The sequence below is a fragment of the Streptomyces sp. NPDC058092 genome, from assembly GCF_042884935.1.
Classification (GTDB): Bacteria; Actinomycetota; Actinomycetes; order Streptomycetales; family Streptomycetaceae; genus Streptomyces.
On record NZ_JBHVSY010000011.1, the window covers coordinates 96,766 to 122,954 of the forward strand.

The 26,189-nt window shown below is 69.0% G+C and carries 22 protein-coding genes and 2 tRNA genes; 3 read left to right on the forward strand and 21 right to left on the reverse strand.

Annotation, left to right across the window (positions count from 1 at the left end):
• Positions 1–107: 107 nt before the first annotated feature.
• A complete protein-coding gene (locus tag ACFVV1_RS19855) occupies positions 108–1,097 on the forward strand; it encodes a hypothetical protein (protein WP_389990654.1) in 990 nt (329 codons plus the stop codon).
• 47 nt (positions 1,098–1,144) lie between these two features.
• On the opposite strand, the gene ACFVV1_RS19860 is transcribed toward ACFVV1_RS19855, so the two are convergent.
• From ACFVV1_RS19860 to ACFVV1_RS19900, 9 genes are all read right to left on the reverse strand, one after another.
• Entirely contained in the window at positions 1,145–3,589 is a 2,445-nt protein-coding gene (locus ACFVV1_RS19860) for a tyrosine-type recombinase/integrase (RefSeq protein WP_389990656.1), read from the reverse strand.
• Positions 3,589–4,800: a tyrosine-type recombinase/integrase gene (locus ACFVV1_RS19865; protein ID WP_389990924.1), complete on the reverse strand. Its 1,212-nt coding sequence runs from the start codon at positions 4,798–4,800 to the stop codon at positions 3,589–3,591. Before ACFVV1_RS19865 ends, ACFVV1_RS19860 begins: the two co-directional genes overlap by 1 nt.
• A gap of 79 nt (positions 4,801–4,879) precedes the next feature.
• Positions 4,880–5,293, reverse strand: coding sequence for a helix-hairpin-helix domain-containing protein (locus ACFVV1_RS19870; protein WP_389990658.1), 414 nt, complete (start codon positions 5,291–5,293; stop codon positions 4,880–4,882).
• Positions 5,294–6,210: 917 nt separating this feature from the next.
• Positions 6,211–7,056, reverse strand: coding sequence for a DegV family protein (locus ACFVV1_RS19875; RefSeq protein WP_389990660.1), 846 nt, complete (start codon positions 7,054–7,056; stop codon positions 6,211–6,213).
• 108 nt (positions 7,057–7,164) lie between these two features.
• On the reverse strand, positions 7,165–7,938 hold the full coding sequence (locus ACFVV1_RS19880) for a hypothetical protein (protein WP_389990927.1): 774 nt from the start codon (positions 7,936–7,938) through the stop codon (positions 7,165–7,167).
• A gap of 175 nt (positions 7,939–8,113) precedes the next feature.
• Entirely contained in the window at positions 8,114–10,987 is a 2,874-nt protein-coding gene (leuS, locus tag ACFVV1_RS19885) for a leucine--tRNA ligase (protein WP_389990661.1), read from the reverse strand.
• A 448-nt stretch (positions 10,988–11,435) separates the two neighbouring features.
• Positions 11,436–11,508 (reverse strand) — tRNA-Ala (locus ACFVV1_RS19890).
• A 199-nt stretch (positions 11,509–11,707) separates the two neighbouring features.
• The gene (locus tag ACFVV1_RS19895; protein ID WP_215096040.1) at positions 11,708–11,941 is read right to left on the reverse strand and encodes a hypothetical protein; all 234 of its coding nucleotides are present in this window, start codon (positions 11,939–11,941) and stop codon (positions 11,708–11,710) included.
• Between the two features lie 259 nt (positions 11,942–12,200).
• Positions 12,201–13,652, reverse strand: coding sequence for an MFS transporter (locus ACFVV1_RS19900; protein ID WP_389990664.1), 1,452 nt, complete (start codon positions 13,650–13,652; stop codon positions 12,201–12,203).
• 102 nt (positions 13,653–13,754) lie between these two features.
• Between ACFVV1_RS19900 and ACFVV1_RS19905 the strand changes: the two genes are divergently transcribed.
• Positions 13,755–14,618, forward strand: a complete 864-nt coding sequence (locus ACFVV1_RS19905; RefSeq protein WP_389990666.1) for a helix-turn-helix transcriptional regulator — start codon at positions 13,755–13,757, stop codon at positions 14,616–14,618.
• Positions 14,619–14,736: 118 nt separating this feature from the next.
• Here the strand turns inward: ACFVV1_RS19905 and ACFVV1_RS19910 are convergent.
• The 7 genes from ACFVV1_RS19910 to ACFVV1_RS19940 form a co-directional block, all read right to left on the reverse strand.
• Positions 14,737–14,809 (reverse strand) — tRNA-Ala (locus ACFVV1_RS19910).
• A gap of 255 nt (positions 14,810–15,064) precedes the next feature.
• Positions 15,065–15,718 (reverse strand): histidine phosphatase family protein, encoded by a 654-nt coding sequence (locus tag ACFVV1_RS19915; RefSeq protein ID WP_389990929.1) that lies wholly within the window; start codon positions 15,716–15,718, stop codon positions 15,065–15,067.
• On the reverse strand, positions 15,715–16,146 hold the full coding sequence (gene rsfS, locus ACFVV1_RS19920; protein WP_266361561.1) for a ribosome silencing factor: 432 nt from the start codon (positions 16,144–16,146) through the stop codon (positions 15,715–15,717). The genes ACFVV1_RS19915 and rsfS overlap by 4 nt, the downstream gene beginning before the upstream one ends.
• 114 nt (positions 16,147–16,260) lie before the next feature.
• The gene (locus tag ACFVV1_RS19925; protein WP_389990668.1) at positions 16,261–18,078 is read right to left on the reverse strand and encodes an LCP family protein; all 1,818 of its coding nucleotides are present in this window, start codon (positions 18,076–18,078) and stop codon (positions 16,261–16,263) included.
• A gap of 19 nt (positions 18,079–18,097) precedes the next feature.
• A complete protein-coding gene (gene nadD / locus ACFVV1_RS19930) occupies positions 18,098–18,715 on the reverse strand; it encodes a nicotinate-nucleotide adenylyltransferase (RefSeq protein ID WP_389990670.1) in 618 nt (205 codons plus the stop codon).
• Between the two features lie 38 nt (positions 18,716–18,753).
• Positions 18,754–18,918 (reverse strand): hypothetical protein, encoded by a 165-nt coding sequence (locus ACFVV1_RS19935; protein ID WP_389990672.1) that lies wholly within the window; start codon positions 18,916–18,918, stop codon positions 18,754–18,756.
• An 84-nt stretch (positions 18,919–19,002) separates the two neighbouring features.
• Complete coding sequence (locus ACFVV1_RS19940; protein WP_389990674.1) at positions 19,003–19,155, reverse strand: hypothetical protein; 153 nt, start codon at positions 19,153–19,155, stop codon at positions 19,003–19,005.
• A 110-nt stretch (positions 19,156–19,265) separates the two neighbouring features.
• Between ACFVV1_RS19940 and ACFVV1_RS19945 the strand changes: the two genes are divergently transcribed.
• Entirely contained in the window at positions 19,266–20,411 is a 1,146-nt protein-coding gene (locus ACFVV1_RS19945; protein WP_389990676.1) for a M48 family metallopeptidase, read from the forward strand.
• Here the strand turns inward: ACFVV1_RS19945 and ACFVV1_RS19950 are convergent.
• The 5 genes from ACFVV1_RS19950 to proB form a co-directional block, all read right to left on the reverse strand.
• Positions 20,323–21,465 (reverse strand): hypothetical protein, encoded by a 1,143-nt coding sequence (locus ACFVV1_RS19950; RefSeq protein WP_389990678.1) that lies wholly within the window; start codon positions 21,463–21,465, stop codon positions 20,323–20,325. The genes ACFVV1_RS19945 and ACFVV1_RS19950 overlap by 89 nt on opposite strands.
• A 464-nt stretch (positions 21,466–21,929) precedes the next feature.
• On the reverse strand, positions 21,930–22,532 hold the full coding sequence (locus tag ACFVV1_RS19955; protein WP_389990680.1) for a hypothetical protein: 603 nt from the start codon (positions 22,530–22,532) through the stop codon (positions 21,930–21,932).
• A 67-nt stretch (positions 22,533–22,599) separates the two neighbouring features.
• Positions 22,600–23,883, reverse strand: coding sequence for a glutamate-5-semialdehyde dehydrogenase (locus tag ACFVV1_RS19960; RefSeq protein WP_389990682.1), 1,284 nt, complete (start codon positions 23,881–23,883; stop codon positions 22,600–22,602).
• A gap of 189 nt (positions 23,884–24,072) precedes the next feature.
• Entirely contained in the window at positions 24,073–24,588 is a 516-nt protein-coding gene (locus tag ACFVV1_RS19965; protein WP_389990683.1) for a hypothetical protein, read from the reverse strand.
• Positions 24,589–24,721: 133 nt separating this feature from the next.
• On the reverse strand, positions 24,722–25,867 hold the full coding sequence (proB, locus tag ACFVV1_RS19970) for a glutamate 5-kinase (RefSeq protein ID WP_389990684.1): 1,146 nt from the start codon (positions 25,865–25,867) through the stop codon (positions 24,722–24,724).
• Positions 25,868–26,189: the final 322 nt, after the last annotated feature.

The following is a 26,189-nucleotide window of genomic DNA, read 5'->3' on the forward strand; positions in this document are numbered from 1 at the left end:
AACCAGGTGTCAGACCCGATTCCTAGGATTTGAATGAGCCGTATGTAACCGATGGGGGATCGGGGCTGCCCAAGTGGCCCCAAGCCCCGCGTAGAAGTGAGTGATGCGTGCAGATTCGCGCCGAGAAGCAGAACAACCCCGTGGCGGACGAGGTGAGCGCCCTCGTGGCGGTCACTCGGCCGATTATCGCGGGGATCTATCACTCGATCGGCCGAGACATGCTGACCACCCTCCGGCGAGAGGACATACCGCTCAAGCTCCTCGGCAAGATCAGGAGCCAGGGAGACGGGGACACCGGGATCGCATTCGAGTACGCCGTTCACGATGCGGTCGTGAACAGCGTTCCCATCGTCGTCGAGCGGGTGGCCGACGCTCTCGGCCGTTGCAGGATCTACCAAGGCGACCCGGCCTCGATCCTGTTCGCCATCGAGAAAAGCGGCTCTCAGCAGTTGATCTCGACGGAGATCGACCTCATTACCGCCGAATCAAGAGTGTTGTCCGGAGAGCGCGGGCAGCCAGTAAAGCTAAAGGCACAGTTGAACCGGCTTGCCGCTGCCTTCCGGCGAGCCAACACCCGCGCGCAACTACCCCAGAGCATCAGGGGCCTGTGGAAGGCTGACCTTTTCCTCGGTTCCACCGAGCCCGACCATTGGGTGGGCACGACGGTCAAGATCAACCGTTCGCATCTCGAAGCGGCCAGGGGCCTGCGGGTTGCCATCGTGCCGAGCAAGGCGGGAGTCTCTGACGCGATCAAGAAGGATGAGCAGAAGAACCTGATCATCTGCCCGATGCCTCACGACGGCAGCTTCATGCAGGTGTTCTATGAGGGTTGGCGAATCGTGCAGGCACTGTGCGAGACCAACTTCAAGATGCCCAAGGAGGTGGACCTCCCCAGCCCCATTGATCGGGAAGTCGCTCGTGTCTATATCGAGCGGCGGGAGTTTCCCGTCCCTGACGTCCTGGAGGCCACCAAGAAGTTCGCGCAGCCGGAGCTTCTTGTCGCCGACGAAGCCTCCGCGGCCAACGTGCCCTTCGGCGCGACTGTAGAGCCGGAGACCTCGACAATCATCACTCCGTTCCCGCGCATGACTAGCTAGCGCCAGTTGTCCCGCCAGCTGCATGCGGCTGGCGGGACAACTTCAGCTCAGAGTTTTCGGCCGATTGGAGGCCCGAACCTCGGCATGCCGAGGTTGGTTCGGCCGTGCCGTTGAGCCAGGTCCTGCATCGTCTTGAGCTTGCCCTGTGCTGCGGCGAGTGTGGCTTCAAGGCCGGCGACTTCTCCGCGCCAACCGCGAGTGTGGGCTTCATCGAGGCGGGCTTGAAGGTTGCTGATGATCTCTTCCATCCGGTCCTGTTGCTCGGGATCCGGCCGAAGGGCAGGGCAGCGAACACACGCGTGTTCATGGACGCAAGCAGTGCCGTAGTCCCTGGTGCAGACGCCGAGCGCGACCTTGCGGAGTTCGAAGTGGGTAACGAACTCGTCCCACTCCTCCGGTGTGAGGTCGCGGTATTCCTCGCTCGGCCGCAACTGCCGGCGGCGGGCGATGTAGGACCGGTGGTGGGAAATGACGTCCTCGGGATAGATCGCCGCGTATCCCATGGTGGTGTTCACGTCCTCGTGCCCAAGAATCTTCGCCGTGATGTGCGGCGGCAGGCCGGCTTGCAGAGCGTCGGTCGCGAAGATTCTCCGGAAGTCGTGGGGCGTGAGGTCCATTGCCTCCCCGGTCTGGTCGGTGAGCCCGGCCCGTGCCAGGGCTTCGCGCAGGACGCTTGCGATGAACGCGGGCGGGAGCGCGGTCGGGATAAAACCGCGACGCCGTTGGAAGAGGAACGGCAGGCGAGGGCTGTGCAGTCCTTCGTGCTGGTCGTAGCGGGAGATCAGCGGCAGTGATCCGTGGCTCTCGCGAACGCGTTGGATCACCGTGGTCAGTACCTCGCCGAGTTCGGGTGAGACCAGTAGCAGGCGCTCGCGGTCGGCCTTGGAGGGGGCGACCTGGAGCATGGGGACGACCTCGCCGGTGCTGGGCAATGTGTAGGCGATGAAGCTGTAGTGGGTGAGTTCGAGGACTTCCTCGATGCGCATGCCGGTGTGCCGCAGGGTCTCGACCGATGCCCAGGCCCAGAAGGAGCGCTCGTCTTCGCGGGTGAGGTCGCGTTGCTCGCCGGTTTCCGGGTGGATTACGGCGACCCGTCGATGGTCGGATTGCCGGCCGGCATGACGCTGCCAGCGTTCGCCGCCGACGTCGACTCCTTCTCCGAAGTCGACTGCCGCTGTGCGGTCGAAGAGGTCTTTGGTCTCCCGGCGCCAGCGCTCGACGGCCGCGACCAGGGTCGGCAACAAGGGCGCCCGGGTCCGGGTGCGTTGGTGCATGCGCGCGATCGTGCGCTTGCGTTCCTTGGCGATCTGCGTGGCCGAGGAGGGGATGGGGTTCGGGGCGACCCAGGGGCCCCAGCGGGCTGGATCGTGTGCCGCCCACTGAGCGAGATCGATGTAGAAGGCCCGGACGATAAGGAGGATCGGCTGGAGTTGCAAGCGTTCCTTGCCGACTCTCCCGGGGCTATGGCGGATGGTTCGGAGTCGTTCCTTCCAGGCCGTGACCGTCTGCTGGTTGAGCTTCAGGCTGTTGATCCCGGGGTGGTGGTCCTCCAGGTCCTTCCAGAACAGTTGGCAGAGCGTCTGTGACTGTCGCCGCAAGGAGGAGTAGTCCAGGTCAGCGGACCGCGCGGTCAGGTAGTCGACGAGCAGATCGCGTACGGGTCTGCAACTGATGTCGTAGTAATCGACCATCTCCGCAACGGTGAGTTGTCCCTTGACTGTGAGCGCGCGCAGGCGATCGGGAACATGCTCGCCAAACGTCCCCAGCTCGAAGAGCACCGTGTAGAAGGCGCGGTCGTACTTCCCACCGTTGCCGGGCAGCACGCGGTCGTATACCTCGATGTACTCAAGGCAGTCCCCGACAGTGATGTCGCTGATCAGCCCGCCTTTGCTCAGCATGATCCGGGCGAGGGTCTTGACCACCCGGGCCCGGGTTCGTTGGGCATCCCGTCCCGTTGCGTCGAGATGGGCGACGAGCCGAACGTGACCGTCACGGTCGAACGTCGCGGGCACCCGGGACAAGACGTAGTTGAAACGCTGCCGCAGGATCCATTCCAGCGATGGGTGGAAGGCTTGCGCCTGCATCATCCAACACATCGCGGATCGGGCCTCGGGCTCGTCGTAGGAGACCCACTCGCCGCGAGCCTTGCGCCAGGCGATGAAGTCCTGGACCCATTCGGTGTCCTTATCTTCCAGCCCGCTGGACAGCCATCGGTCCTGCCAGGTCTCGCCGGTCCACTGCGTGAACCACTCCAGCAGTTTCGGTGTCGCCCGCCGCAGCCGCGCGAACTGTTTCCGGTCGGAGTGGTAGTCCTCGGAGACCGCGAGTACCCGCTGATAGAGCTCGGCCGGGCCAAGCTGGGAATGCGGCCAGGACGTCGGCCGCAGCCGAGCCGGCGGGATGTCCCACTGCCTGATGGCAGGCCGCCCCCGGCCGTCGGCCTCCGGTTCCGCTGCAAGCTGTGGCGGGATCTCGGTTCGGTTTGCTCGCATCACGCCCATGGTCCGGTCCCTCCGAGGAGTGTCGTCAGGACTTCGGGTCGGTATCCCTCGGCCGGGGCCTTCGGCTGCGTGCCGGGCCGGGCCGGGGCGTCGTAGTGCGCCCGCATGCGCTCGATGACGTCCTCGTCCCGGGGCTCCGTATAGATCTGTGTGGTGGTGATCTGCGCGTGGCCGAGCACCCATTGGATGTCGGTCAGGGTCAGCTTCGGATCGTCGACCATGCGGTGGGCAGCCGCATGTCGCAGGTCGTGAAGGCTCCAGTTCGCGCCCAGCGTTTCGTTGGCGCGGGTGAACACCATCCGGGCCGCGTCGTAGGTCAGTGGCTTCCACGGGCGTCGCAGGGTCACCCAGAGCGGGGCGTCGGGCCCGCGCGGGACATCGGCGGCCAGCTCGTGGCGGTAGAGCTTGAGCCAGACGAAGGCGTCAGTGGAGGCGGGCAGCCATTGCAGAGCCCGTGTTCCCTTGCGGATGACTCCGATGAGCTGTTGCCCGGTGTTCAGCCGCTCGTTCGTGACGCCGACCAGTTCCGATGCCCTCGCGCCTGTGGAGATGAAGAACGCCAGCAGGGCCCGGTCCCGGTTGGAGCGCAGGGCGGCGAAGACCTGGTCAAAGAGCCGGTCAGGGATGTTGCGCGGGGTTCGCCGCGGACGGCGCTGCCGCAGCGGTGCCCGACGGTGCCGCCTGAAGGTGTCCATCGGATTGTGGTGGGCGTTCACCCGACTGCCGTCGGCGGTCTTCACCGCCGGGACCGGGTTGACCAGCGGGCCGTCCCCCCCGGACAGATGGTGGTCGTAGAACTCCCGGAGCACTGCGAGGTTGTGGTCGATCGTGGCGGGCGCGTACTTCGTGTTCAGGTAGCGCTTGGTGGTCACCGGGTTGGTCTGGCCGGCCCTCTTGTTCGGCCGTCCCGGTTTCGTCGCCTCGCGCAGCCACAGCACGAAGTCGGTGACATCCGTCCGCGTGGCTTTGTTCCACGGCACGTCGATCGCGTCGAGGAAGCGGAGCCACCGCAGCAGAGCCAGCCCGTACGAACGGAGGCTGTGCGGGCTGTAGTCGCTGGCGGTCAGCTCACGGAAGTAGTCACTGACCGGACGTACCTCGCTGCCGTCGACATCGAGCAGCCGGTACGGCACCGGCCCGTCGCCGGACGCGACCAAACGGCCGATCTGCCGTACACGAAGCGACCGAATGTCGCGCATCACAGTGGTCAAGAAGCCCTCCCATAGGTCCCAAGGGAACTGGGACGCTAACGAGGGCGGTACGGTCCTCGGCGTCACCCGGTCAAGACACACCAGCTAGTTCGGTCAACACGACCCCGTTGACTTCGCGGAGTTCGTCGACGGAACGGAAACCGCCGTGCTGAGTGCGGTAGTCGACGATGTGCTGGGCGAGAACCGGACCGACACCGGGCAGGGAGTCGAGTTGTTCGACGGTCGCCTGACTGAGGCTGACCGGTCCTGTTGTGCTGCCGCCGCTGCCGGTACCGCCCGTGGCGGCTCCTCCCGTCCCGCCTATGACCGGAGGGCCCGGTGGGGCGCCCACCACGATCTGCTCCCCGTCCATGAGCACCCGCGCCCGGTTGAGCCCGGCGAGGTCGACACCGGGCCGGGCTCCGCCCGCGGCCCGGATCGCGTCGGCGACCCGTGCGCCGGACGGCAGTTGATGGATTCCCGGCAGTCGAACTTTCCCGCTCACATCGACGACGATGTGCCCACCCGGCCCTGTCGTGGGTGGCGGCCCCGGTAACGGCTCGGGCACTGCCGCCACCCCCGGCACCGGCTCCGATGTCCCGGCGTGCGCAGCTTCGTTGACCGGATCAGGAGCTCGTACGGAGTGGGGGCGCGCGGACCAGAAATGCACTGCGGCGAAGACCGCGGTCGCGATCAGGACAACGGCCAGCGCGGCAAGGGTCCTTGGCTCCAAACCGCATCTGAGCCGAAGCCACACCGGAATCCGCTCCCGCAGCGCCGGTACCGCCCTCGCCCGCAGCCCCGGAGCCGACGCAGAAGCCGGTGTCGAGGCCGGCGCAGAAACCGGTGCCGAGGCCGACTCAGAAACCGGTGCCGAGGCCGGCGCAGAAGCCGGTGCCGAGGCCGGCACAGAAGCCGTAGCCGTGGTCGTAGCTCTACCGGGAGCGGGACTTGGTGTCGGGCTCGGGACTGGAGCAGGATCCGGAGCGAACGCCGGAACGGGATTCGGGACCGAAGCGGGATTCGGGACCGAAGCGGCGACCGAAGCGGCGACCGAAGCGGGAACGGGCGCCGGAGCCACGGCCACCCCGAGCGCGGGCCGCGCGACCCGTCCGCCGTACGCGCCTCCCATGAGGGCGTCCGCCCGCCGCCGCGAAGCCGCCGCCACGGCGTCCGTGCGCCCACGCGAGGACCGTCGTCGTCCGGGTCCGAGGCCGGGACCGCTACGGGCGCGGCCTGGGCCGCTGCCGCTGGTTGCACGATGTGATCGGGGAGCCATGCCTCACGACGGTAGGCACCTCCGCCCGAACCCGCTGAGCGGACCGGATTTCGGTGGACAACCGAGCAGTTGTGGATATCTCGGCCACCCCAAGGAGTGAGATCCGAGGGCCGATATCCAAGAAGCAGGGCCGCGAACCGGCTTCAGCGCGGCGAGACCACGGCCCCGAGCAGTCCGGGCCCGGTGTGCGCGCCGATCACCGCGCCCACCTCGCTGACATGCAGATCGACGAGGCCCGGCACCCGCTCGCGCAACCGCTCGGCGAGCCGCTCGGCCCGCTCGGGTGCCGCCAGGTGATGCACGGCAATGTCCACCCGACCGCTGCCCGAGCGTTCCGCGACGATCTCCTCCAGGCGCGCGATGGCCTTCGAGGCCGTCCGCACCTTCTCCAGCAGTTCGATACGGCCGCCGTCCAGTTGGAGCAGCGGCTTCACGGCGAGCGCCGATCCCAGCAGCGCCTGCGCGGCACCGATACGACCACCGCGGCGCAGATAGTCCAGCGTGTCGACGTAGAAGTACGCGGAGGTGCCCGCAGCCCGCTTCTCCGCGGCTGCGACGGCCTCGTCCAGGCTCCCGCCCGCCTCCGCCGTCTCCGCCGCCGCCAGGGCGCAGAATCCCAGGGCCATGGCGACCATCCCGGTGTCCACCACCCGCACCGGAACCGATGCGTCCTTCGCCGCGAGCAGGGCGGCATCGTATGTGCCCGAGATCTCGGCCGAGAGGTGCAGCGAGACGATGCCGCCGGCTCCGGCCTCGGCCGCCGCCCGGTACGCGGCGGCGAAGACCTCCGGGCTGGGCCGGGAAGTCGTCACGGGGCGACGCTTCTGGAGCGCCAGTGCGAGGGAGCGGGCCGAGGTCTCCGTGCCGTCCTCCAGCGCCTGATCACCGAGGACGACGGTCAGCGGCACCGCGGTGATGCCGTGCCGCTCCATCGCCTCGGGCGGCAGGTAGGCCGTGGAATCGGTGACGATCGCGACATGGCGGGACATGAGCGGGAGGTTACCTGGCGAGTCCTCGGCTCGGCAGTCCGACCCCGACCGAATGATCGCTCCGGACCGCTTCGGACCGCATCAGGTCACCGCCGGTCGTCGAACGTCTCAGTTCGTCGTTTCGGGCCGAGCTGCCTTCTGCCACGGGTACTCGGTCCGTCGTTGCGGGTCCGGAGCCGTGATCGCCTGCGCCGTACCGTCGGCCGGCCCTCGTTCCTGCCCTGGCCGGCTCGTCTGCCCTTGCATCTGGTCTTGCCCCGTCTCCCACCCCCGTCCCTGTCCCTGATCGCGGCTGCCGCCCCGCGGCTGCCCCTGGCCGTGGACCGGTTCGTCCGGCTCCACCGTCCAGTGCCGCAGCGCCCCGGCCTCCACATCGATCTGCGCATTCAGCGCGTCCAGATCGTCGTCGGCGAACTGTCGCACCCGGTCCCGCGCGGCCCATCGCAGCGAATCCGCGGAGTGTGTGATCCGCTCCGTACGCTGCTTCAGGCCCGGCAGCATCGACGCGACCGTCGCCGGGTCGGGCTCGCGCTCCAGTCTCTTCAGGTCGTCGTCCAGCTCCCGCCCGTGCACACTCAGCCGCTGGAAGAGGCCCAGTGACTCCGAGAGCGAGGCATCCTCGGCGGCTCCCGTCTGCAACGCCTCCTGCGTGGCCCGCATGGATGCGCGAAGCGCGAGCCGCAGCTGGGCCAGCTCTCCGCCCACGCCCGTCTGGCCGTAGCTCTTGGCCCGCAGCGTGGTGTCCTCGACGGTCCGGCGCGCCTGCGTGATCGTACGGTCCACACCACGCTTCGCCACGCCGATGGCCTTGACGCTCACATACACGCCCAGGGCCACGAACGCGAAAAAGAGCAATCCCAGGATCAGGATCACGGCTTCCATGAGCGCCCCTCGCATGTCGTTTCGGCTGCCGGGTGCCGGCCCCTCCACCGTAAACGGAAAGGGCAGGCCGCGGGTTCCCTCGGAACCCCCAACCTGCCCGTAGGGGAACGCCCCCACACCGCGGCACAAAACCGGCGAATGCTCGACGACCGTCACGCGGGGGCGACGACCGCCATCATGCCGGGACGATATTGACCAGCTTCGGCGCCCGCACGATCACCTTGCGGATTCCCGCGCCGTCCAGCGCCGCGATCACGGCCGGGTCGGCCAGGGCCAGTGCTTCCAGCTCCTCGTCCGTGATCGACGGGGAGATCTCCAGACGCGCCTTGACCTTGCCCTTGACCTGCACGACGCAGGTCACGGTCTCGTCCACGACGTACGCCGGATCGGCGGCCGGGAAGTCCTGGTGCACGACCGACTCGGTGTGGCCCAGCCGGTGCCACAGCTCCTCAGCGATGTGCGGCGCCAGCGGCGCCACCAGCAGCACCAGCGACTCGGCGACGCTCCGGGACAGCGGGCCGCTCGCCTTGGTCAGGTGGTTGTTCAGCTCGGTGACCTTGGCGATGGCGGTGTTGAAGCGCATCCCGGCCATGTCCTGGCCGGCCCCGTCGATCGCCTTGTGCAGCGCCCGCAGCGTCTCCTCGCCCGGCTCGGTGTCGACGACGGTGACCTCGCCGGTCTCCTCGTCGACGACGTTGCGCCACAGCCGCTGCAGCAGCCGGTACTGGCCGACGACGGCGCGCGTGTCCCACGGCCGCGACACGTCCAGGGGGCCCATCGCCATCTCGTACAGGCGCAGCGTGTCCGCACCGTACTCGGCGCAGATCTCGTCCGGCGTGACGGCGTTCTTCAGGGACTTGCCCATCTTGCCCAGGACGCGGCTGACCTTCTCGCCCTGGTAGTAGAACTTTCCGTCGCGCTCCTCGACCTCGGCCGCCGGGACCGCGATGCCACGGCTGTCCCGGTAGACGAACGCCTGGATCATGCCCTGGTTGTACAGCTTGTGGAACGGCTCGGCGGACGAGATGTGTCCCAGGTCGTGCAGCACCTTGGACCAGAAGCGCGCGTACAGCAGGTGCAGTACGGCGTGCTCGGCGCCGCCGACGTACAGGTCGACGCCACCGGTCGGCTGCCCCTCGCGCGGGCCCATCCAGTACTGCTCGATCGCCGGGTCGACCAGCTTCTCGTCGTTGTGCGGGTCCAGGTAGCGCAGCTCGTACCAGCAGGAGCCCGCCCAGTTGGGCATGGTGTTGGTCTCGCGGCGGTACTTCTTCGGGCCGTTGCCGTCGCCCAGGTCCAGGGTGACGTCGACCCAGTCGGCGTTCCGGGACAGCGGGGTCTCGGGCTGGGTGTCGGCGTCCTCGGAGTCGAAGGTGCGCGGCGAGTAGTCGTCGACCTCCGGCAGCTCCAGAGGCAGCATCGACTCGGGCAGCGGGTGGGCGATGCCGTCCTCGTCGTAGACGATCGGGAAGGGCTCGCCCCAGTAGCGCTGACGGCTGAACAGCCAGTCACGCAGCCGGAAGTTGACGGTGCCCTCGCCGACGCCGTGTTCCTTCAGCCACTCGGTGATCTCCGCCTTGGCGTCGACGACGCCCAGGCCGTTCAGCGAGATCTCGTCATTGGCGGAGTTGACCAGCTTCGCTTCGTACGAGGAGAAGGCGTCGTCCCATGCCGAGGGATCCGTGCCGCGGTCGTCCGACGGCTGCACCACACAGCGCATCGGCAGCTCGAAGGCGCGCGCGAAGGCGAAGTCGCGCGCGTCGTGCGCCGGCACGGCCATGATCGCGCCGGTGCCGTAACCCATCAGGACGTAGTCGGCGATGAAGACAGGTACCTTCTCGCCGCTGACCGGGTTGGTCGCGTACGCGCCGGTGAAGACGCCGGTCTTGTCCTTGGCCTCGGCCTGCCGCTCGACGTCGGACTTGGCGGCGGCCAGCTTGCGGTACGCGGTGACGGCCTCGGCCGGGGACGCGTGTCCGCCGGTCCACACGGGGTGGGTGCCCTCGGGCCAGGCCGTCGGAATGATCCGCTCGACCAGCTCGTGCTCGGGCGCCAGCACCATGTAGGTGGCACCGAACAGGGTGTCCTGGCGGGTGGTGAAGACGGTGATGTCGCCCGCGCCGTCGACCGGGAAGTCGACGCGCGCGCCTTCGGAACGCCCGATCCAGTTGCGCTGCTGCAGCTTGATGGCCTCGGGCCAGTCCAGCCCGTCCAGGTCGTTCAGCAGCCGGTCCGCATAGGCCGTGATGCGCATGTTCCACTGGCGCAGCTTGGCCTTGAAGACCGGGAAGTTCCCGCGCTCGGATCGGCCGTCGGCCGTCACCTCTTCGTTGGCCAGTACGGTGCCCAGGCCGGGCGACCAGTTGACCGGCGCGTCGGAGGCGTACGCCAGGCGGTACCCACTCAGGACGTCCGCGCGTTCGACGGCGCTCAGGGCGCTCCAGTCACGGCCGTCCGGAGTGGGACGCGAACCGCTGTCGAACTGTGCGACCAGCTCGTCGATCGGGCGGGCCCGGTCGGCCTCGGTGTCGTACCAGGAGTTGAAGATCTGCAGGAAGATCCACTGGGTCCACTTGTAGTACTCCGACTCGATCGTGGCGAACGAGCGGCGCTTGTCGTGGCCCAGGCCCAGCCGACGCAGCTGAGCGGTCATGTTCTCGATGTTGGCCTCGGTGGAGACCCGCGGGTGCGTGCCGGTCTGCACGGCGTACTGCTCCGCGGGCAGGCCGAAGGCGTCGAAGCCCAGGGTGTGCAGCACGTTGTGTCCGGTCATCCGCTGGTGGCGGGCGAAGACATCGGTGGCGATGTAGCCCAGAGGGTGACCGACGTGCAGGCCCGCACCCGAGGGGTACGGGAACATGTCCATGATGAATTTCTTCGGCTTGGCGGCCAGTTCCGGATTGCCCGCCAGGTCACCGGTCGGATTCGGCGCCTCGTACGTGCCCTCGGCGTCCCAGAAGTCCTGCCAGCGTGCCTCGATGTCGGCGGCCATCGCCGCCGTGTAGCGGTGCGGCGCAGCCGTCTCGGCTGCGGAATTCGTCTCGCTCATGATCCTCAAAGCTCCATCGATCGTCATCTGCCGGCGCCCACGTCTACGGACACGCGTCTACGGAAACGAAAAATCCCCTCGCACAGGAGGGGACGCCGCGCCGATTCCGACCAGGCATTCTCACCGGTCGGGACTGATCAGCGCGGCTCGCTAAGCAGAAGGCGTACGGCACGCATGGCGTCAGGGTACCGCACGGGCCCCGGGCCGGTCCTGGCGCGACCGCTCCGTGGACAGGGCGGCGGGAGCGACCGCACGGCGGAGCATCCGGGCAGCGGGACTCCGGACACCGCTCTGTTCCGTACCGGGACAACCGATCAAAAGTCCGTACCGGCCGGTGGCGAGCGGCTCGGCATGCCGCAACACGGGGTCACGCAGCAGTTGACGTTGACACGCATGCACGAGAAGCGGGTCACCCTGTAAGAGTGACCCGCTTCTCATTTCTTCACTGTGGAGCTAAGGAGAATTGAACTCCTGACCTCCTGCATGCCATGCAGGCGCTCTACCAACTGAGCTATAGCCCCGTGCTGTGCGGCGCCCGGTTCCGTTTGCCCCTGGCGACATCGAGAACATTACCGGTGACCCCGCCGGTCCACCAAATCGTTTCCCGCCTGCCTGGATTTGACCAATTCTGCGGCACCTCGGTCAGGCGACGAAGCAGGCGGAACGCAGCGGTCCACAGGGGCACACGCAGCGGGTGTACACAGCAGGCACACCCAGGCCTCACGCGGTGGCGAAGGAGTAGAAGCGCTTGAGAGTGCAGTGCTCCTCCAGCAGCCGCCCGTAGATCGGCTCCCCCTCGAGCTCCCGGTAGGTCTCGATCGGGTCGCCCTTTATGATCAGCGCCCGCGCACACTCCTCGCACCAGTACTGGTACTCCGGATTGATCGGATCCATGTCCCTGACGATGGGCGTACCGCCGCCGCACCAGTCGCACTTCCGCCTGTGTGCACCCATGAGTCAGCTCCGGCTTTGGCCACGGGCAGTGCACACGCAGGAGATTCCGCCGTTCTCGCCGAGCATGTGGGCCGCGCGGAGCGGGCCACCGGCAAGGCGACCGGTCCGGGCACGGCGTTCGGGGACAAGGAGCAGGTCCGGGACCTCGTGGCGGCTCGCAGGCATCGCGCGCTCCCTCCCGTTCGGTCCGTCGCCCCCTCCGGCGGTCCGATTCTGCCATGACCCCGCAAGGGGGTCAGCCCGGCGGATATCCGGTCGGTCACCGACGCCGCACGAGACCCGCCGACACACCCGCCAGCGCCGCCACCGACAGCGCGAGAGCGCATGCCCACAACGCGTGCCCCGGCCCGTGCACCCCTGGCGTATCAAGGCGGTTGAGATAGAACGTGCCGAAGGTCGCGACACCGATCAGCTGACCGAGCTGGGCGACGGTCACCAGTACGCCGCTCGCATCAGCCGCATCCTCCGGACGTACGTTCGCCAACGCCCCCGTAAGGGTGGGGCTGAAGCCCAGCGCTATGCCGCCGCCCATGACCGCAGAGGCCGCATACAGCCAGAGACCGCCGTCGCCTCCCTCGCGCATCAACAGCCCGATGGCCACGGAACCGATGGCCACCAGGGCGAACCCGCCCGGAACCAGGGCACCTTGAAGCCGCGCCGGCCACCGGCGCCAGGTCAGCCCGACCGCGCCGAATACCAGCGCGGTCGGTGCGAACATCAGCCCCGTGCGCAGCGCCGAGTAGCCCAGGCCGCCCTGGATGTGCAGCGTCATCGCGAAGAGGAAGCCGGCGTTGATCGCCATCACCACGAGAATGCGCAGCGCCGCCCGGGCGATACCCGGGATGCGCAGCACCCTGAGCCCGATCAGAGGCGCACCACCGCGCGCGGCAAGCCGTGACTCGTAGCTGGCGAACCCGGCGAAGAACCCCACGGAGGCAATCAGGCAGACCCGGGTCCAGACCGGCCAGCCCAACTCCTGCCCGAGCACCAGGGGGACGGTCAGCAGGGTGACGGCGGCGGCCAGCAGCACCAGCCCCGGCAGATCGAACCCGCGCGCCCGCGCCTGGACCCTGGCAGCCCCCGTACGCGGTTCGCCGGGCAGCACACGGATGCCGAGCACCAGCAGGACCAGCCCGATCGGCACATTCACCAGGAAGACCGGCCGCCAGCCCGCGCCGAACAGATCGGCGCTGACCAGCACCCCGCCGACCACCTGCCCGGCGGCCGCACCGGTGGCGAGCACCGCACTGTAGGCGCCGAGCGCCCGGATCCGCGCCTCGCCGGTGAAGTGTCGCTGAATGAGGCTGAGCACCTGCGGAATCATCACCGCCGCACCCGCCCCCTGGATCAGTCGGAAGGTGATCAACTGCCCGGTTCCTGCCGCGAGTCCGCAGGCCAGCGAGGCGGCGGTGAAGACGGCGAGTCCGGCCAGATGGGCCCGGCCGTGTCCGAGCAGGCCGCCGAGCCTGGCGCCGGCGATGAGCAGCACGGCGTACGTGATCGTGTAGCCGGCCACGATGAGCTGCAACCCGGCTCCGGAGGCGCCGAGTTCGCTCTGGATCGTCGGAGCGGCGACGTTGACGATGAAGATGTCGAGCAGCGCCATGAACTGAGCCGCGAGCACCAGGGCGAGCATTCTCCCGGGGCGTTTGTCAGTGGTGACGTCTTTACTGGTTACGGAACGTGGAGTTGTCTCGGCGGTCGTCGTCATGGCGTCGAGCCTGGCCCCGGGTGGATACGGGTAACGAGAGCCCGCTGATGCTGGTACCGACAGCACCTGGCAACTCCCGTACGAGGCAACGACGATGGGGGTGTGACATCGGTGACGACACATCAGCCGGCCCGGCACCGGAGGCGTCCGGAGCTCGCGGCCTTTCTGCGCAACCGCCGGGCACGGGTGACGCCCGCCGATGTGGGCATGGCGCCCGGACTGCGCCGCCGCACCCCGGGCCTGCGCCGCGAGGAGGTCGCCCAGCTCTCCGGCATCGGTGTCACCTGGTACACCTGGCTGGAACAGGGCCGTCCGATCAACGCGTCACCACAGGTCCTGGACGCCGTGGCGCGCACCCTGCGGCTGGACACGCCGGAGCGCGAACATCTCTACCACCTGGCAGAGGTGGCCTACGCCCCCGGCAGACAGACCGACGCGATCGAGGTCGGGCCGGAAATCCAGGGCATCATCGACGCGCTCGATCCGCACCCCTCCGTGGTCTACAACACCAGGTACGACATCCTGGCCACCAACCCCGCCTACCGCGATCTGTTCGACATCCCCAAGACAGTGGGAACGGGCATACGCAATGCGCTGTGGACGCTGTTCACGGTGCCCGAGGACGCCTGTCCCATCGTCCACCGGGCCCAGGAGCTGCCGATCATGGTGGCGACGCTGCGGGGAGCCTACGGGCCGCATACGGGCGAGCCCGCCTGGGAATCGTTCATCGAAGGCCTCTCGGCCGCCAGCCCGTACTTCGCCGAGCTGTGGCGCAGCGGGAATGTCGCCCCGCCGGGGCCGCGGGTGAAGACCTTCCGGCACTGGGCGGCCACCGCCGAGATACGGATGACTTCGGTGTCGCTGTCCGTCAATGGGCTGCCGGAGTGCCGGATCGTGGTCTACACCCCGGCCGACGAGGAGAGCGGGGAGCAGGTGGCGGCGCTGCGGCGGCGCCGGGAGGCGTGACCGGACGCACAGTCAGAGGGGCGGGCGGGGGAACGGCCGGGGGAAACGGAACAGCCAGGGAGAACGGTCAGAGGCAACGCAAAGATCCCGCCCCCTGGTGGGGACGGGATCCTGATTGTGGAGCTAAGGAGAATTGAACTCCTGACCTCCTGCATGCCATGCAGGCGCTCTACCAACTGAGCTATAGCCCCGCTGTTCGCTCTGTTTCCCTGCGTTTCCGCGCTGCGAACAAGAAGAACTTTAGCCTGTGACCAGCCAGAAAGTGAAATCCGGCCTCCGCCGCCCCGAGGTGACCTCCGAGCGCCGTCCGGGCCCGCCCCACGGGCAGCCCCCGGCGATCCCGCCGCTCCGCCGCTCCCGGCAGTCGCAGGTGCCGGCACCGCCGGGTGAGGGCACTGCTCGGTGTCGTCGCCGGTGGATGACGCCGCTGCTGGGCCTCGTCACCGCTACGTGTCGTCGCCGAGTACCGGCTCGGGCAGCGTGCCGGCGTTGTGCTCCAGCAGGCGCCAGCCGCGCGCGCCCTCGCCCAGCACCGACCAGCAGCAATTGGAGAGCCCGCCGAGCCCTTCCCAGTGGTACGACTCCAGGCCCAGCAACCGACCGATGGTGGTACGGATGGTGCCGCCGTGGCTGACGACGACGAGCGTGCCGCTGTCGGGCAGCTTGTCGGCGTGTTCGAGTACGACCGGGGCAGCCCGGTCGGCGACCTCGGTCTCCAGCTCACCGCCACCGCGGCGCACGGGCTCACCGCGCTTCCACGCGGCGTACTGCTCGCCGTACTGCCCGACGATCTCCTCGTGCGTGAGGCCCTGCCAGGTACCGGCGTAGGTCTCCCGCAGTCCCGCGTCGTGCGCGACGTCGAGGCCGGTGATCGCGGCGAGCTCGGCGGCCGTGGCCGCCGCCCGCTGCAGATCGGAGGCGACGATCGCTGCCGGCCTCAGCGAGGCGAGCAGCCGGGCGGCCCGCTGGGCCTGCCCGATACCGGCCTCGGTGAGCGCGATGTCCGTGGAGCCCTGGAACCGGCGCTCCAGATTCCATGCCGTCTGACCATGTCGCCAGAGGACGATCCTGCGGCCCCTGCCGCTTCCGCTGCCGTTCAGCTCTGCTCACCTTCCGTGCTGCCGGTGAGCTGGGCGTGCTCCGCGGCCTTGCCGCGGGTCTTGACAGCGTCCTCGGGGAGCGCGATCTCGGGGCAGTCCTTCCAGAGGCGCTCCAGCGCGTAGAAGACACGCTCCTCGCTGTGCTGGACGTGGATGACGATGTCGACGTAGTCGAGGAGGATCCAGCGCGCGTCGCGGTCGCCCTCACGGCGTACCGGCTTGGCGCCGAGCTCCTTCTGGAGCCGCTCCTCGATCTCGTCGACGATCGACTTGACCTGGCGGTCGTTGGGGGCCGAGGCCAGCAGGAAGGCGTCCGTGATCGACAGCACATCGCTGACGTCGTACGCAATGATGTCGTGCGCGAGCCGGTCGGCGGCCGCCTGAGCGGCGGCGTTGATGAGCTCGATGGAGCGGTCCGTGGCGGTCACAAGCAGGCTTTCGTCGGCGGTCAGATCAACCCCTAGGGTCTCACGGACCGCCGACAGCCCACACAGCGAACGTTCGAAGGTGGAATCGACATCATCCGGGCGGCGCGGCCCCGATCATTTGATCTCGTAGTTCTGGCCGAGCACGACGGACACATCCGCGTTCGCGGCGGGCTTGCCCTGCTTCACCGCGCTTGTCGGCAGGCCCAGGGTCTTGGCGACCTGCGTCGCCTTCTCCTTGTCCGCCGCGGTCTTGTAAAGGACCTCGGACAGTGCCGCGGCCTCGGCCGTTCCGCCGCCGACGAAGGCATAGCCACCGTTGACCAGCTTGATCCGGGCTGACTCGGTGCCGTCCTTGTCACCGGTGGCGTTCTTGACCCCGACCCGTACCGTCGCGTCGGCGGACGGCGACTTCACCGTGCCCCCCAGGACGTCCTTGACGACACTCTCGGTGTCCGCTTCGGTGAGTGTGCCGTCGGCCTGCACCGGCAGCAGTGCTGTCTTGTAGTCGCCGGTCTCGGCGCGCTGGGCGAGCTTCGCGAGGGAGGTGCCCAGGTCCTTCTCGGGGAGCGACGGGTCGAGGATCTGCGCCAGCGTCTGCACGGTGACCGTGGCGGCCTTCGGATCGTCCGAGATCTTCCGCAGAACACCCCGCAGCACCTCCCCGAACCGCGTGAGCTGCTTCGTCTCTGCCTCACCGGGCGCCCGGTAGGTGGCGTACGCGACGGCCATCCGGCCGCTCAGGGTCTGTGCCTCGCCCTTCTTCACCAAGGGGGAAGCGCCCTCCTTCGTGTCGGGAACCTCGGTGTCGGTGTCGGCCTCGATGTTGCCGACCAGATCGACCAGGGTCTCCAGATAGGGCGTGTCGAGCCGCCACGTACCGCTGATCTTGGTGCCCAGCAGTGTGTCGATGGAATCGCGGGTGCCGGTGGTGCCGTCGTCCTCGACGGACTTGCCGAGGGTGGTCGTGACGCCCTCGTCGTCGGAGACCGCGAGCGAGTTGGGGAGCAGGACCGTGGTGCCCTGTTTGGTCGTCACATTGTCGACGAGCAGCGCCGTGGAGGTGCCGCCCTTCTTGGTGCTGCGCAGATGGACCACGATGACGTCCCGCTGCTGCGGTCCCGTCGACGCCGTGTTGTCCTTCTCCGAACCGGAGAGGCCGGGGATCTTTCCGGCGGACCAGAGGTAGCCCACACCGCCGACCACCACCAGGACCACCACGACTATCAGCGCGACCATGCGGTTGCGGCCGCGGCGCCGCGCCTCCTCGCGCCGCTCACTGCGGCTCTCGGTGAACTTCAGCCAGTCGATGACGTCTTCGGAGTCCTCGTCGGGCTCCTCGATGAAGGAGAACTGCTCGGTGCGGTAGTCGGCGCGGCGCTGCCCGGGAACGGCCACATCCGGCCCGGCCCCGGCGTCGCGCTCCGGCCGGGGCTCCTGCGTGACCGGCGCCGGTGCGGGCGGAGGCGAGGGCTGTGCCGAGGGCTGCGCGGAGGCCTGCTGCGGGATGTTCCACTGTCGGGTGGTGTCGACCGCGGCAGGCTGCCGGCCGGTGTCGTAGCCGTAACCGTCGTAGTCGCCGTAGGTCTGCTGCTGAGGCGGCTGCGGTTGCTGAGGCGGCTGCGGTTGCTGAGGCGGCTGCGGTTGCTGAGGCGGCTGCGGTTGCTGAGGCGGCTGCGGTTGCTGGGGCGGCTGCGAGCCATACGGGTCGTACGCCTGCGGCTGCTGGGCCTGGGGCTGGGCCTGGGCCTGGGCGTACGGGTCGTATCCGTACCCCTGGCCGCCCTCATACGGCTGCTGCTGGGGCGGTTGAGGCGCATACGGGTCGTACGCCTGCTGTCCGGCCTGCTGGTACACCGGCTGCCCGTACTCGTCGTAGCCGATGATCTGCGGCTGCTGGTAGTACGGGTCGTACGGGTTCTGTCGGTCGTTCACCGGTGCCCCTCTGCGTGGCTCATTCGCCGCGGTACAGCTGGCGCTTGTCGATGTAGCGGACCACACCGTCCGGCACCAAGTACCAGACCGGCTCCCCCTGCGCGACCCTCTGACGGCAGTCCGTGGACGAGATTGCGAGCGCGGGTACCTCCACGAGGGAGACCCCGCCTTCCGGCAGTCCGGGGTCCGTGAGCACATGCCCCGGCCGCGTCACGCCGATGAAGTGGGAGAGCGAGAAGAGTTCGTCGGCATCCCGCCAGGTGAGGATCTGGGCGAGTGCGTCGGCGCCGGTGATGAAGAAGAGGTCCGCATCGCCGTGGACCGCGCGCAGATCCCGCAGCGTATCGATCGTGTACGTGGGCCCGCTGCGGTCGATGTCGCTCCGGCTGACCGAGAACTGGGGGTTGGACGCCGTCGCGATGACCGTCATCAGATAGCGGTCCTCGGCCGGGGAGACGTCTTTGTGGCTCTTCTGCCACGGCTGCCCGGTCGGAACGAAGATCACCTCGTCGAGGTGGAACTGGGCGGCCACTTCACTGGCCGCCACCAGGTGTCCATGATGAATCGGGTCAAATGTCCCGCCCATCACGCCGATTCGGCGCTTTCTGTGGCCGGTAGGCACTTCCTGCTCTCCCATGCGTGCAGAGCCTACTGGCACAGCTGTACGCCTCCGCCTCAGCGGTCGCGGTTGAAACGAGTGGTGATCCACAGCAGGAGCAGCAGCACGACGAACGCACCGCCTCCGGTGAGATACGGGGTGAGGCTTTCGTGGTTGCCACCGTGTTCGCCGCCCTCGGCGGCAAGGGTGACCAGCTGGTGCGCGGTGCTCGTGAGGCTCATCTTCGGCAGGACCTATCGATCGGAAGTCGGAAGGAAGACGTCGCGCACATCGTATGCGGGTGCCCCGGGCACGCTCACGCCGACTCAGTCGTTGTTGTTGTCGTTGCGGTATCCGCGGAGCAGGAACCAGGCGAGCAGGCCGGCTCCGACGAGCGAGGCGAGCAGCACGATGCGGAGCGTGTTGCCGGGCCCCTGATCCTCGGATGCGGCGGCGAGCAGAGCAACGGTTTGCGGCATGTCGGGCGTCTCCTCAGTTATCCACAGCCCCCCGCACACCGTAGCCCCAGCACCTACGCTGGGATTTGTCAGGGGGCGAGCGACGTCTCGTACGAACAGGGGGCCCATTCATGACCGAAAGTAGCCACGAGAGCCGCGAGAACGTGCCGAGCAGACAGCGCAGGCGCTTCGCAGGGATCTCGTCCCGGGCCTACGAACACCCGGCGGACCGCTCGGCTCTGGTAGCCCTGCGCAAGCTGAGCGGTTTCGACACCGTCTTCAAGACACTGAGCGGTCTGCTGCCCGAGCGGAGCCTGCGACTGCTCTTCCTCTCCGACTCCGTCCGGGTGAGCGACGCGCAGTTCGTCCATCTCAACGAGATGCTGCGGGACGCCTGTTACATCCTTGACCTGGAGAAGGTCCCGCCGATGTACGTCAATCAGGATCCGCAGCCCAATGCCATGTGCATCGGTCTCGACGAGCCGATCATCGTGGTGACGACGGGGCTGGTGGAGCTGCTCGACGAGGAGGAGATGCGGGCCGTCATCGGCCACGAGGTGGGACACGCCCTCTCCGGCCACGCCGTGTACCGCACGATCCTGCTGTTCCTCACCAATATCGCACTGAAGGTCGCCTGGATCCCGCTCGGCAATGTCGCGATCATGGCGATCGTTACGGCGCTGCGAGAGTGGTTCCGCAAGTCGGAGCTGTCGGCCGACCGGGCGGGGCTGCTCGTCGGCCAGGATCTGCAGGCTTCGATGCGCGGTCTGATGAAGATCGCGGGCGGCAATCATCTGCACGAGATGAATGTGGACGCCTTCCTCGCCCAGGCCGACGAGTACGAGAAGGGCGGCGATCTGCGCGACTCGGTGCTCAAGATCCTCAATCTGCTGCCCCGTTCGCACCCCTTCACCACGGTGCGCGCGGCCGAGCTCAAGAAGTGGTCCGAGACCCGCGACTACCAGCGGATCATGGACGGCCACTACCCGCGGCGCGACGAGGACAAGGACACCTCGGTGACGGATTCGTTCCGGGAGTCCGCGACGCATTACGCGGACGCGGTGCGCAGCAGCAAGGACCCGCTGATGAAGCTGGTCGGCGACATAGCGGGCGGTGCCGGAGACCTGGGCGGCAAGCTCCGTGACAAGTTCACCGGCCAGGGCGGGGGCGCGGCCGGCAAGGACGGCGCTACGGACGGCTCGGCGGGCTCTGCGAGGCCGGAGGAGCCGGGGGACCCTGATGGGCCGGGGACTGCGCCGGGGCCTGCGGGGAGCTGACCTCCAGCGTTCCGCACAGTGCCGCCGTGGGACGGCCCGTGGAGTACGGGTCGCTGCCCGCAGGGCCGTGGGAGACGGCGCGCTGCCCGGCGAGCAGCGGCCGCAGCGTACCGGTGGTGTCCGTCGGGCACGCCTGCGGTCCGGCCTGGACATAGCTGGTGCGAACCTCCAGCCGGTGCAGCCGCAGGTCTTCGCGGTCGAAGCGGAAGACCAACTCGCGCCGTACGGTGAAGAGCGAGGCACCGTCCGCCCGTTGGGGCCCCGAGGCGGCCGGGCGGAGCGTGTAGGTGAAGGTGTGGTCCGACCCCACTTCCAGGGTGTCGGACCCCGCCTCGGTGTAGCTCAGAGTGCCCCGGACCCGGATGTCCGGACCGGCCAGCGCCACCTTCGCCGGGTCGAACCGCACCAGCCAGCCGGTCGGGGCATGCTGTCCGTCGTCGTCCGGCCGGTTCATACTGCGGGCGAACTGGGCCGTCTGGTCGGGGTCGAGCAGCTGTTCCACCGGCCGCACCGCATGGCCGGTGAGGACGGCGGGGTCGAGCGAGGACGCCACCAGGTAGTCCTTGACCGTGGTCAGGGCCGCCGCCACCTGGCTGTCCGAGAAGTTGTCCGTCGCCCGGATCGCCGGCAGGTTGATGCCTGCGGCACCTTTTGCGAACTGCGCTGCGGCACTCTTCGCAAGGAGATCTGCGGGTGTTCCGCCAGGCACGGCGGACCGGGGGGCCAGGGGTACGACGGTCGATCTGAGGGTCTCGGCCCTTCTGCCGACGGGCGCCTGGTAGGGATGGCGGAAGCCCATGTACACGGCCGTCGCGAAGGCCAGGGCGATCAGGAGGACCAGGGCGATGGCCGCTCTGGAGCCGGCTCGGAGGCTCCGGGACGGGAGGCTGCGTACGGCGCGGGCGTGGTCCCCCATGCGTTCCTTGGCGGAGAATTCCTTCAGCCGTGCAGCACGTACGAACGACTCGTCGAAAACGAGTGACCGGTACTCGTCCTCACCGCCGCCCGGTGCGTTCTCGGGCGGATTTTCTGGTGGTTCTCCACGGTCTGCCATGACTTCTCCCGACTCCACGTCACCGACCGGGGCCGAAACGCTTCGCTCTGCTTCGGCCGAGTGGCTTCGGACAGGTCCTGCCCGTCATGTGTTCGCGTGACGTCGCATGACTGCGCATGTACGGACGAGTGAGAAGCCCCCTCGTAGAGAGGGGTCACACCTTCAGGGTAGGTCGATTACGACCGAGGTAAACGCCGAGCGCTGGAGAACCACCGGGGAGTTGCCCGTGAGCCCGGAGAACCGCCCTCAGGACGGGCGCGGGACGTCCCCAGGGCCTGCGCGGGACGAGCTGAGGACCCGCGTGGGACGCTCCCAGGACGTACGCGGAAGCTCCCGGGACATGCGCGGGACGCCCTCGGAACGGGGCGGGGACGCCCTCGGAACCGGGCGGGGGACGCGGGGACAGCAGGCGGCGCACGCGGGGCGGGACACGGCGTACGCGGGGCGCTGTCGGTCCGGTGGCTTCAGCCGGTGTGGGGGACCGCAGAGACCGTGGGGCGGAGGTAACCGGCCGAGGCCGGAGGGATGGCGCTGGGGGCGGGTCCCGGGGCGCTGTCCACGCCCGTGGTGGCGGGCGGTGGGGCAGGATCCTGGCGGTTGGCCGAGCTGTTGCGGTAGACGGCGCTGAAGGCCAGCGCGACCATTCCGATGCCCATCAGCACGGCCAGCAGCCAGGCCACCGGCCGGTGCCAGCGTGCCGCACCCCGGTAGGGGCGCAGGGCGCCGCCGTGGCGCCCGTAGGGGCCGGTGCCGTACGCGTCGTCATCAGGGTCCAGCGGGTCGTCGTAGGCGCTCGCGCGGCCGTATGCGCCGCCCGGCCCGTATCCCTCGTCAGAGAGATCGTCGTCCGGCGGGCCGCCGCCCGCCCGCGCCCGGGACGCCTCGGCCTCGGCGCGCGCCTGCGCAGCGGCCAGCAGCCGCTCGACCGCGGTGGGTTCATGGATCTCGGCGGCCCGTACGAAGTCCTCGTCGAACACCACGGAGGCGAAGTCCTCGTCCGCGCCCCCGCGGTCGTCGTCGGGCTCCCAGCCGTCCGGGAACGGCCTGCCCCCCACGTCGTCCGACACCACTCCAGACTAGACCCGCCGGGTCGTTCTGGGCAGGGAGCCGGCAACATTCACCGGACGTGGACGGTCACCGCACGTGGCCGTCGCCCGTGACGATGTACTTCGTCGAGGTGAGCTCCGGCAGCCCCATCGGACCCCTGGCGTGCAGCTTCTGGGTGGAGATGCCGATCTCGGCTCCGAAGCCGAACTGGCCGCCGTCGGTGAAACGCGTGGACGCGTTCACGGCCACCGTCGTGGAGTCCACCAACTGGGTGAAGCGGCGGGCCGCGGCCTGGGAGGTGGTCACGATCGCCTCGGTGTGGCCGGAGGACCAGAGCCGGATGTGCGCGACGGCCGCGTCCAGCGACTCCACGACGGCCGCGGCGATGTCGTACGAGAGGTACTCGGTCTCCCAGTCCTCCGGCGTCGCCGCCACCACGGTGGCCTTGGACCCTTCGGCGTATTCGAGGACCCGCTCGTCACCGTGCACGGTCACCCCGGCGTCGGCCAGCGCCTCCAGGGCGCGCGGCAGGAAGTCCGCGGCGACGTCCTTGTGGACCAGGAGCGTCTCTGCGGCGTTGCAGACGCTGGGACGCTGCGCCTTGGAGTTGATCAGGATGTCGACGGCCATGTCGAGGTCGGTCTGCGCGTCCACATACACATGGCAGTTGCCGGTGCCGGTCTCGATGACCGGAACGGTGGACTCCTCGACCACCGTGCGGATCAGCGAGGCGCCGCCGCGCGGAATGAGGACGTCGACGAGGCCGCGGGCCCGCATCAGTTCCCGCACCGAGTCGCGGTTCTCGCCCGGCACCAACTGCACCGCGTCGGCCGGAAGACCGGAGCCTCCGACGGCGTCCCGGAGCACCCGCACCAGCGCGACATTCGAGGCGTACGCGGAGGACGAGCCACGCAGCAGGACTGCGTTGCCCGACTTCAGGCAGAGGGCCGCGGCGTCGACCGTCACATTGGGCCGGGCCTCGTAGATGATCCCGACGACGCCGAGCGGCACCCGGACCTGCCGGAGATCGATGCCGTTGGGCAGGGTCGAGCCGCGGACGACCTCGCCGACCGGGTCGGGCAGCGCCGCCACGTCCCGCACGTCGGCGGCGATGGCGCGGATCCGCTCCGGGGTGAGGGTGAGCCGGTCGACGATCGACTCGCTGGTCCCGGCCTCGCGGGCACGGGCGACGTCCTCGGCGTTGGCCGCGACGATCTCGCTCGTCCGCACCTCCAGCGCGTCCGCGATCGCCAGCAGCGCATCGTCCTTCGCCGCGCGCGGCAGCGGCGCGAGGTCGGCGGCGGCGGAGCGTGCCCGGTAGGCGGCCTGGGCGACCGGGGACATGTTGTCGTACGGCGAGAACGTGGTCATGCCCGCAGAGTAGTGCGCACACTGCGGGCATCCCTCACGTATCCCGTGATGCGAGACAACTGCCCCGAGGCCGTTTCCGAGATGCGGGACAGCCGCCCCGGAACCGCCCCCGGGACTGCTCCGCGGCACGGGACGACCACCCTCAAGACAACCACCCCGGAGACGACCGCCCCGGAGACGTCGCCGTGCTCAGTAGGGGTGGACGCCGACCGGGGCGGCCGGGGGCGGTCCGTATCCCTCGGCGACGCGCTGGTGGTACGTCTCGCGGTCGATGACCTCCAGGCCGACGATCTCCCAGGGCGGAAGCCTGGCGGTGGACCGGTGCTCTCCCCAGAGCCGCAGTGCGACGGCCGCCGCGTCGTGCAGATCGCGGGCCTCTTCCCAGTAGCGGATCTCCGCGTGGTCGTTGGCGTACCGGCTGGTCAGCAGGAAGGGATGGTCGTGCGCGAGCTGTTCGAGCCCGCGTCTGACCTCCGTCAGCGGGATCGCGGCGCCCGAGACACTGAGCGTGATGTGCCAGAGTCTCGACGGAGTGCGTTCCTCCTCCGCCCCGGCCGGCTCGGACCGCGTGGTCCGGTCGTCCGCACGGTCCGGGGACCGTCTCTCGTCGGACCGTCTCTCGTCGAAACCGACACCTGCTCCGACACTGGTCAGGGCCCGGCCACCCGTTCCTCGGGGCGGCGCCCCCGGGCGCGCTCGTCTCACCGGCGGCCTCCTGTGAATGCGTTTGCTGTGCTGTACCCCGCTGTGCCCCCCGTGACAAAGTTGACCAGTCCGCGGCCGAGGATGGGGCGGTTTTCACGAAGGTCCCCGCCCTGAGGCTGGACTTTCAGCCGTTTCAGGGTGTCTGTCGGGGGTGCAGGACGACGAGATCGTCCCTGTGTACGACCTCGCGCTCATATGCCGGACCGAGTTCGCGCGCCAGGTCGCGGGTGGAGCGGCCGAGCAGCTGCGGGATCTCCTTGGCGTCGAAGTTGACGAGTCCGCGGGCCACGGGGCGGCCTTCGAGGTCGCGCAGTTCCACCGGGTCGCCCGCGGTGAACTCGCCCTCGACCGCGGCGATTCCGGCGGGCAGCAGCGAGCTGTGCCGTTCGACGACCGCCTCTACGGCCCCGTTGTCGAGGGTCAGCGAGCCCTGCGGAGTGGAAGCGTGGGCGAGCCAGAGCAGCCGGTCCGCCGACCGTCGTCCGGTGCGGTGGAAGTACGTACCGGTGTCTCGTCCGGCCAGGGCGTCGGCGGCCCGGCTCGCCGAGGTGAGGACGACGGGGACTCCGGCGGCCGTGGCGATCCGGGCGGCCTCGACCTTGGTGACCATGCCGCCGGTGCCGACACCCGCCTTCCCCGCGCTGCCGATGGTGACACCCGCGAGGTCCTCGGGCCCGGCCACTTCGGCGACCCGTGAGCTGCCCGGGGTGCTCGGGTCGCCGTCGTACAGCCCGTCCACGTCCGAGAGGAGGACCAGGAGATCGGCACGGACGAGATGGGCGACGAGCGCGGCGAGCCGGTCGTTGTCGCCGAACCGGATCTCGTCGGTGGCGACGGTGTCGTTCTCGTTGACGATCGGGAGCGCGCCCATGTCCAGGAGCTGGTCGAGGGTGCGGTAGGCGTTGCGGTAGTGGGCGCGGCGGCTGGTGTCGTTGCTGGTGAGCAGCACCTGGCCGACGCGCACGCCGTACCGGGCGAAGGAGGCGGTGTAACGGGCGACGAGCAGCCCCTGGCCGACGCTGGCCGCGGCCTGCTGCCTGGCCAGGTCCTTGGGCCGGCGGAGCAGCCCGAGCGGGGCGAGCCCGGCCGCGATGGCGCCGCTGGAGACGAGCACGATCTCGCGCTCCCCACCGCTCCTCACCCTGGCGAGCACGTCGACGAGCGCGTCGACGCGATCCGCGTCGAGGCCGCCGGCCGCGGTGGTGAGAGATGAGGAACCGACCTTGACCACGATCCTGCGGGCCTCTGCGACGCCCTGCCTTGCCCCTGACACGTACATCCCCAATGATTCGGCCTCCGCCCGGTCCCCGCAATCTACGCGAGCGGCGGGACGGGCGCCTGTGCGTTCCGCCCCGTGGACGCGAGCCTCCGGGCCCGAGCCGCCGGGCCCGAGCCACCGGAGCCGCTCCTTCCGACTCCGCGCCTCGGGATCAAGGCACTCGGCTCTTTGCGCGACCACCCGTTGTGCGACCACCCGCATCTATCGAGGCAACCCTGCGGATCTCCCGACGGCATCCGCTCACTGTCGGCAGAATCACTGTGCCCGCACCGGAGGAACCATCGAGGCGTCTCGGTCATCTAACAGCCGATAGGGTGCACGG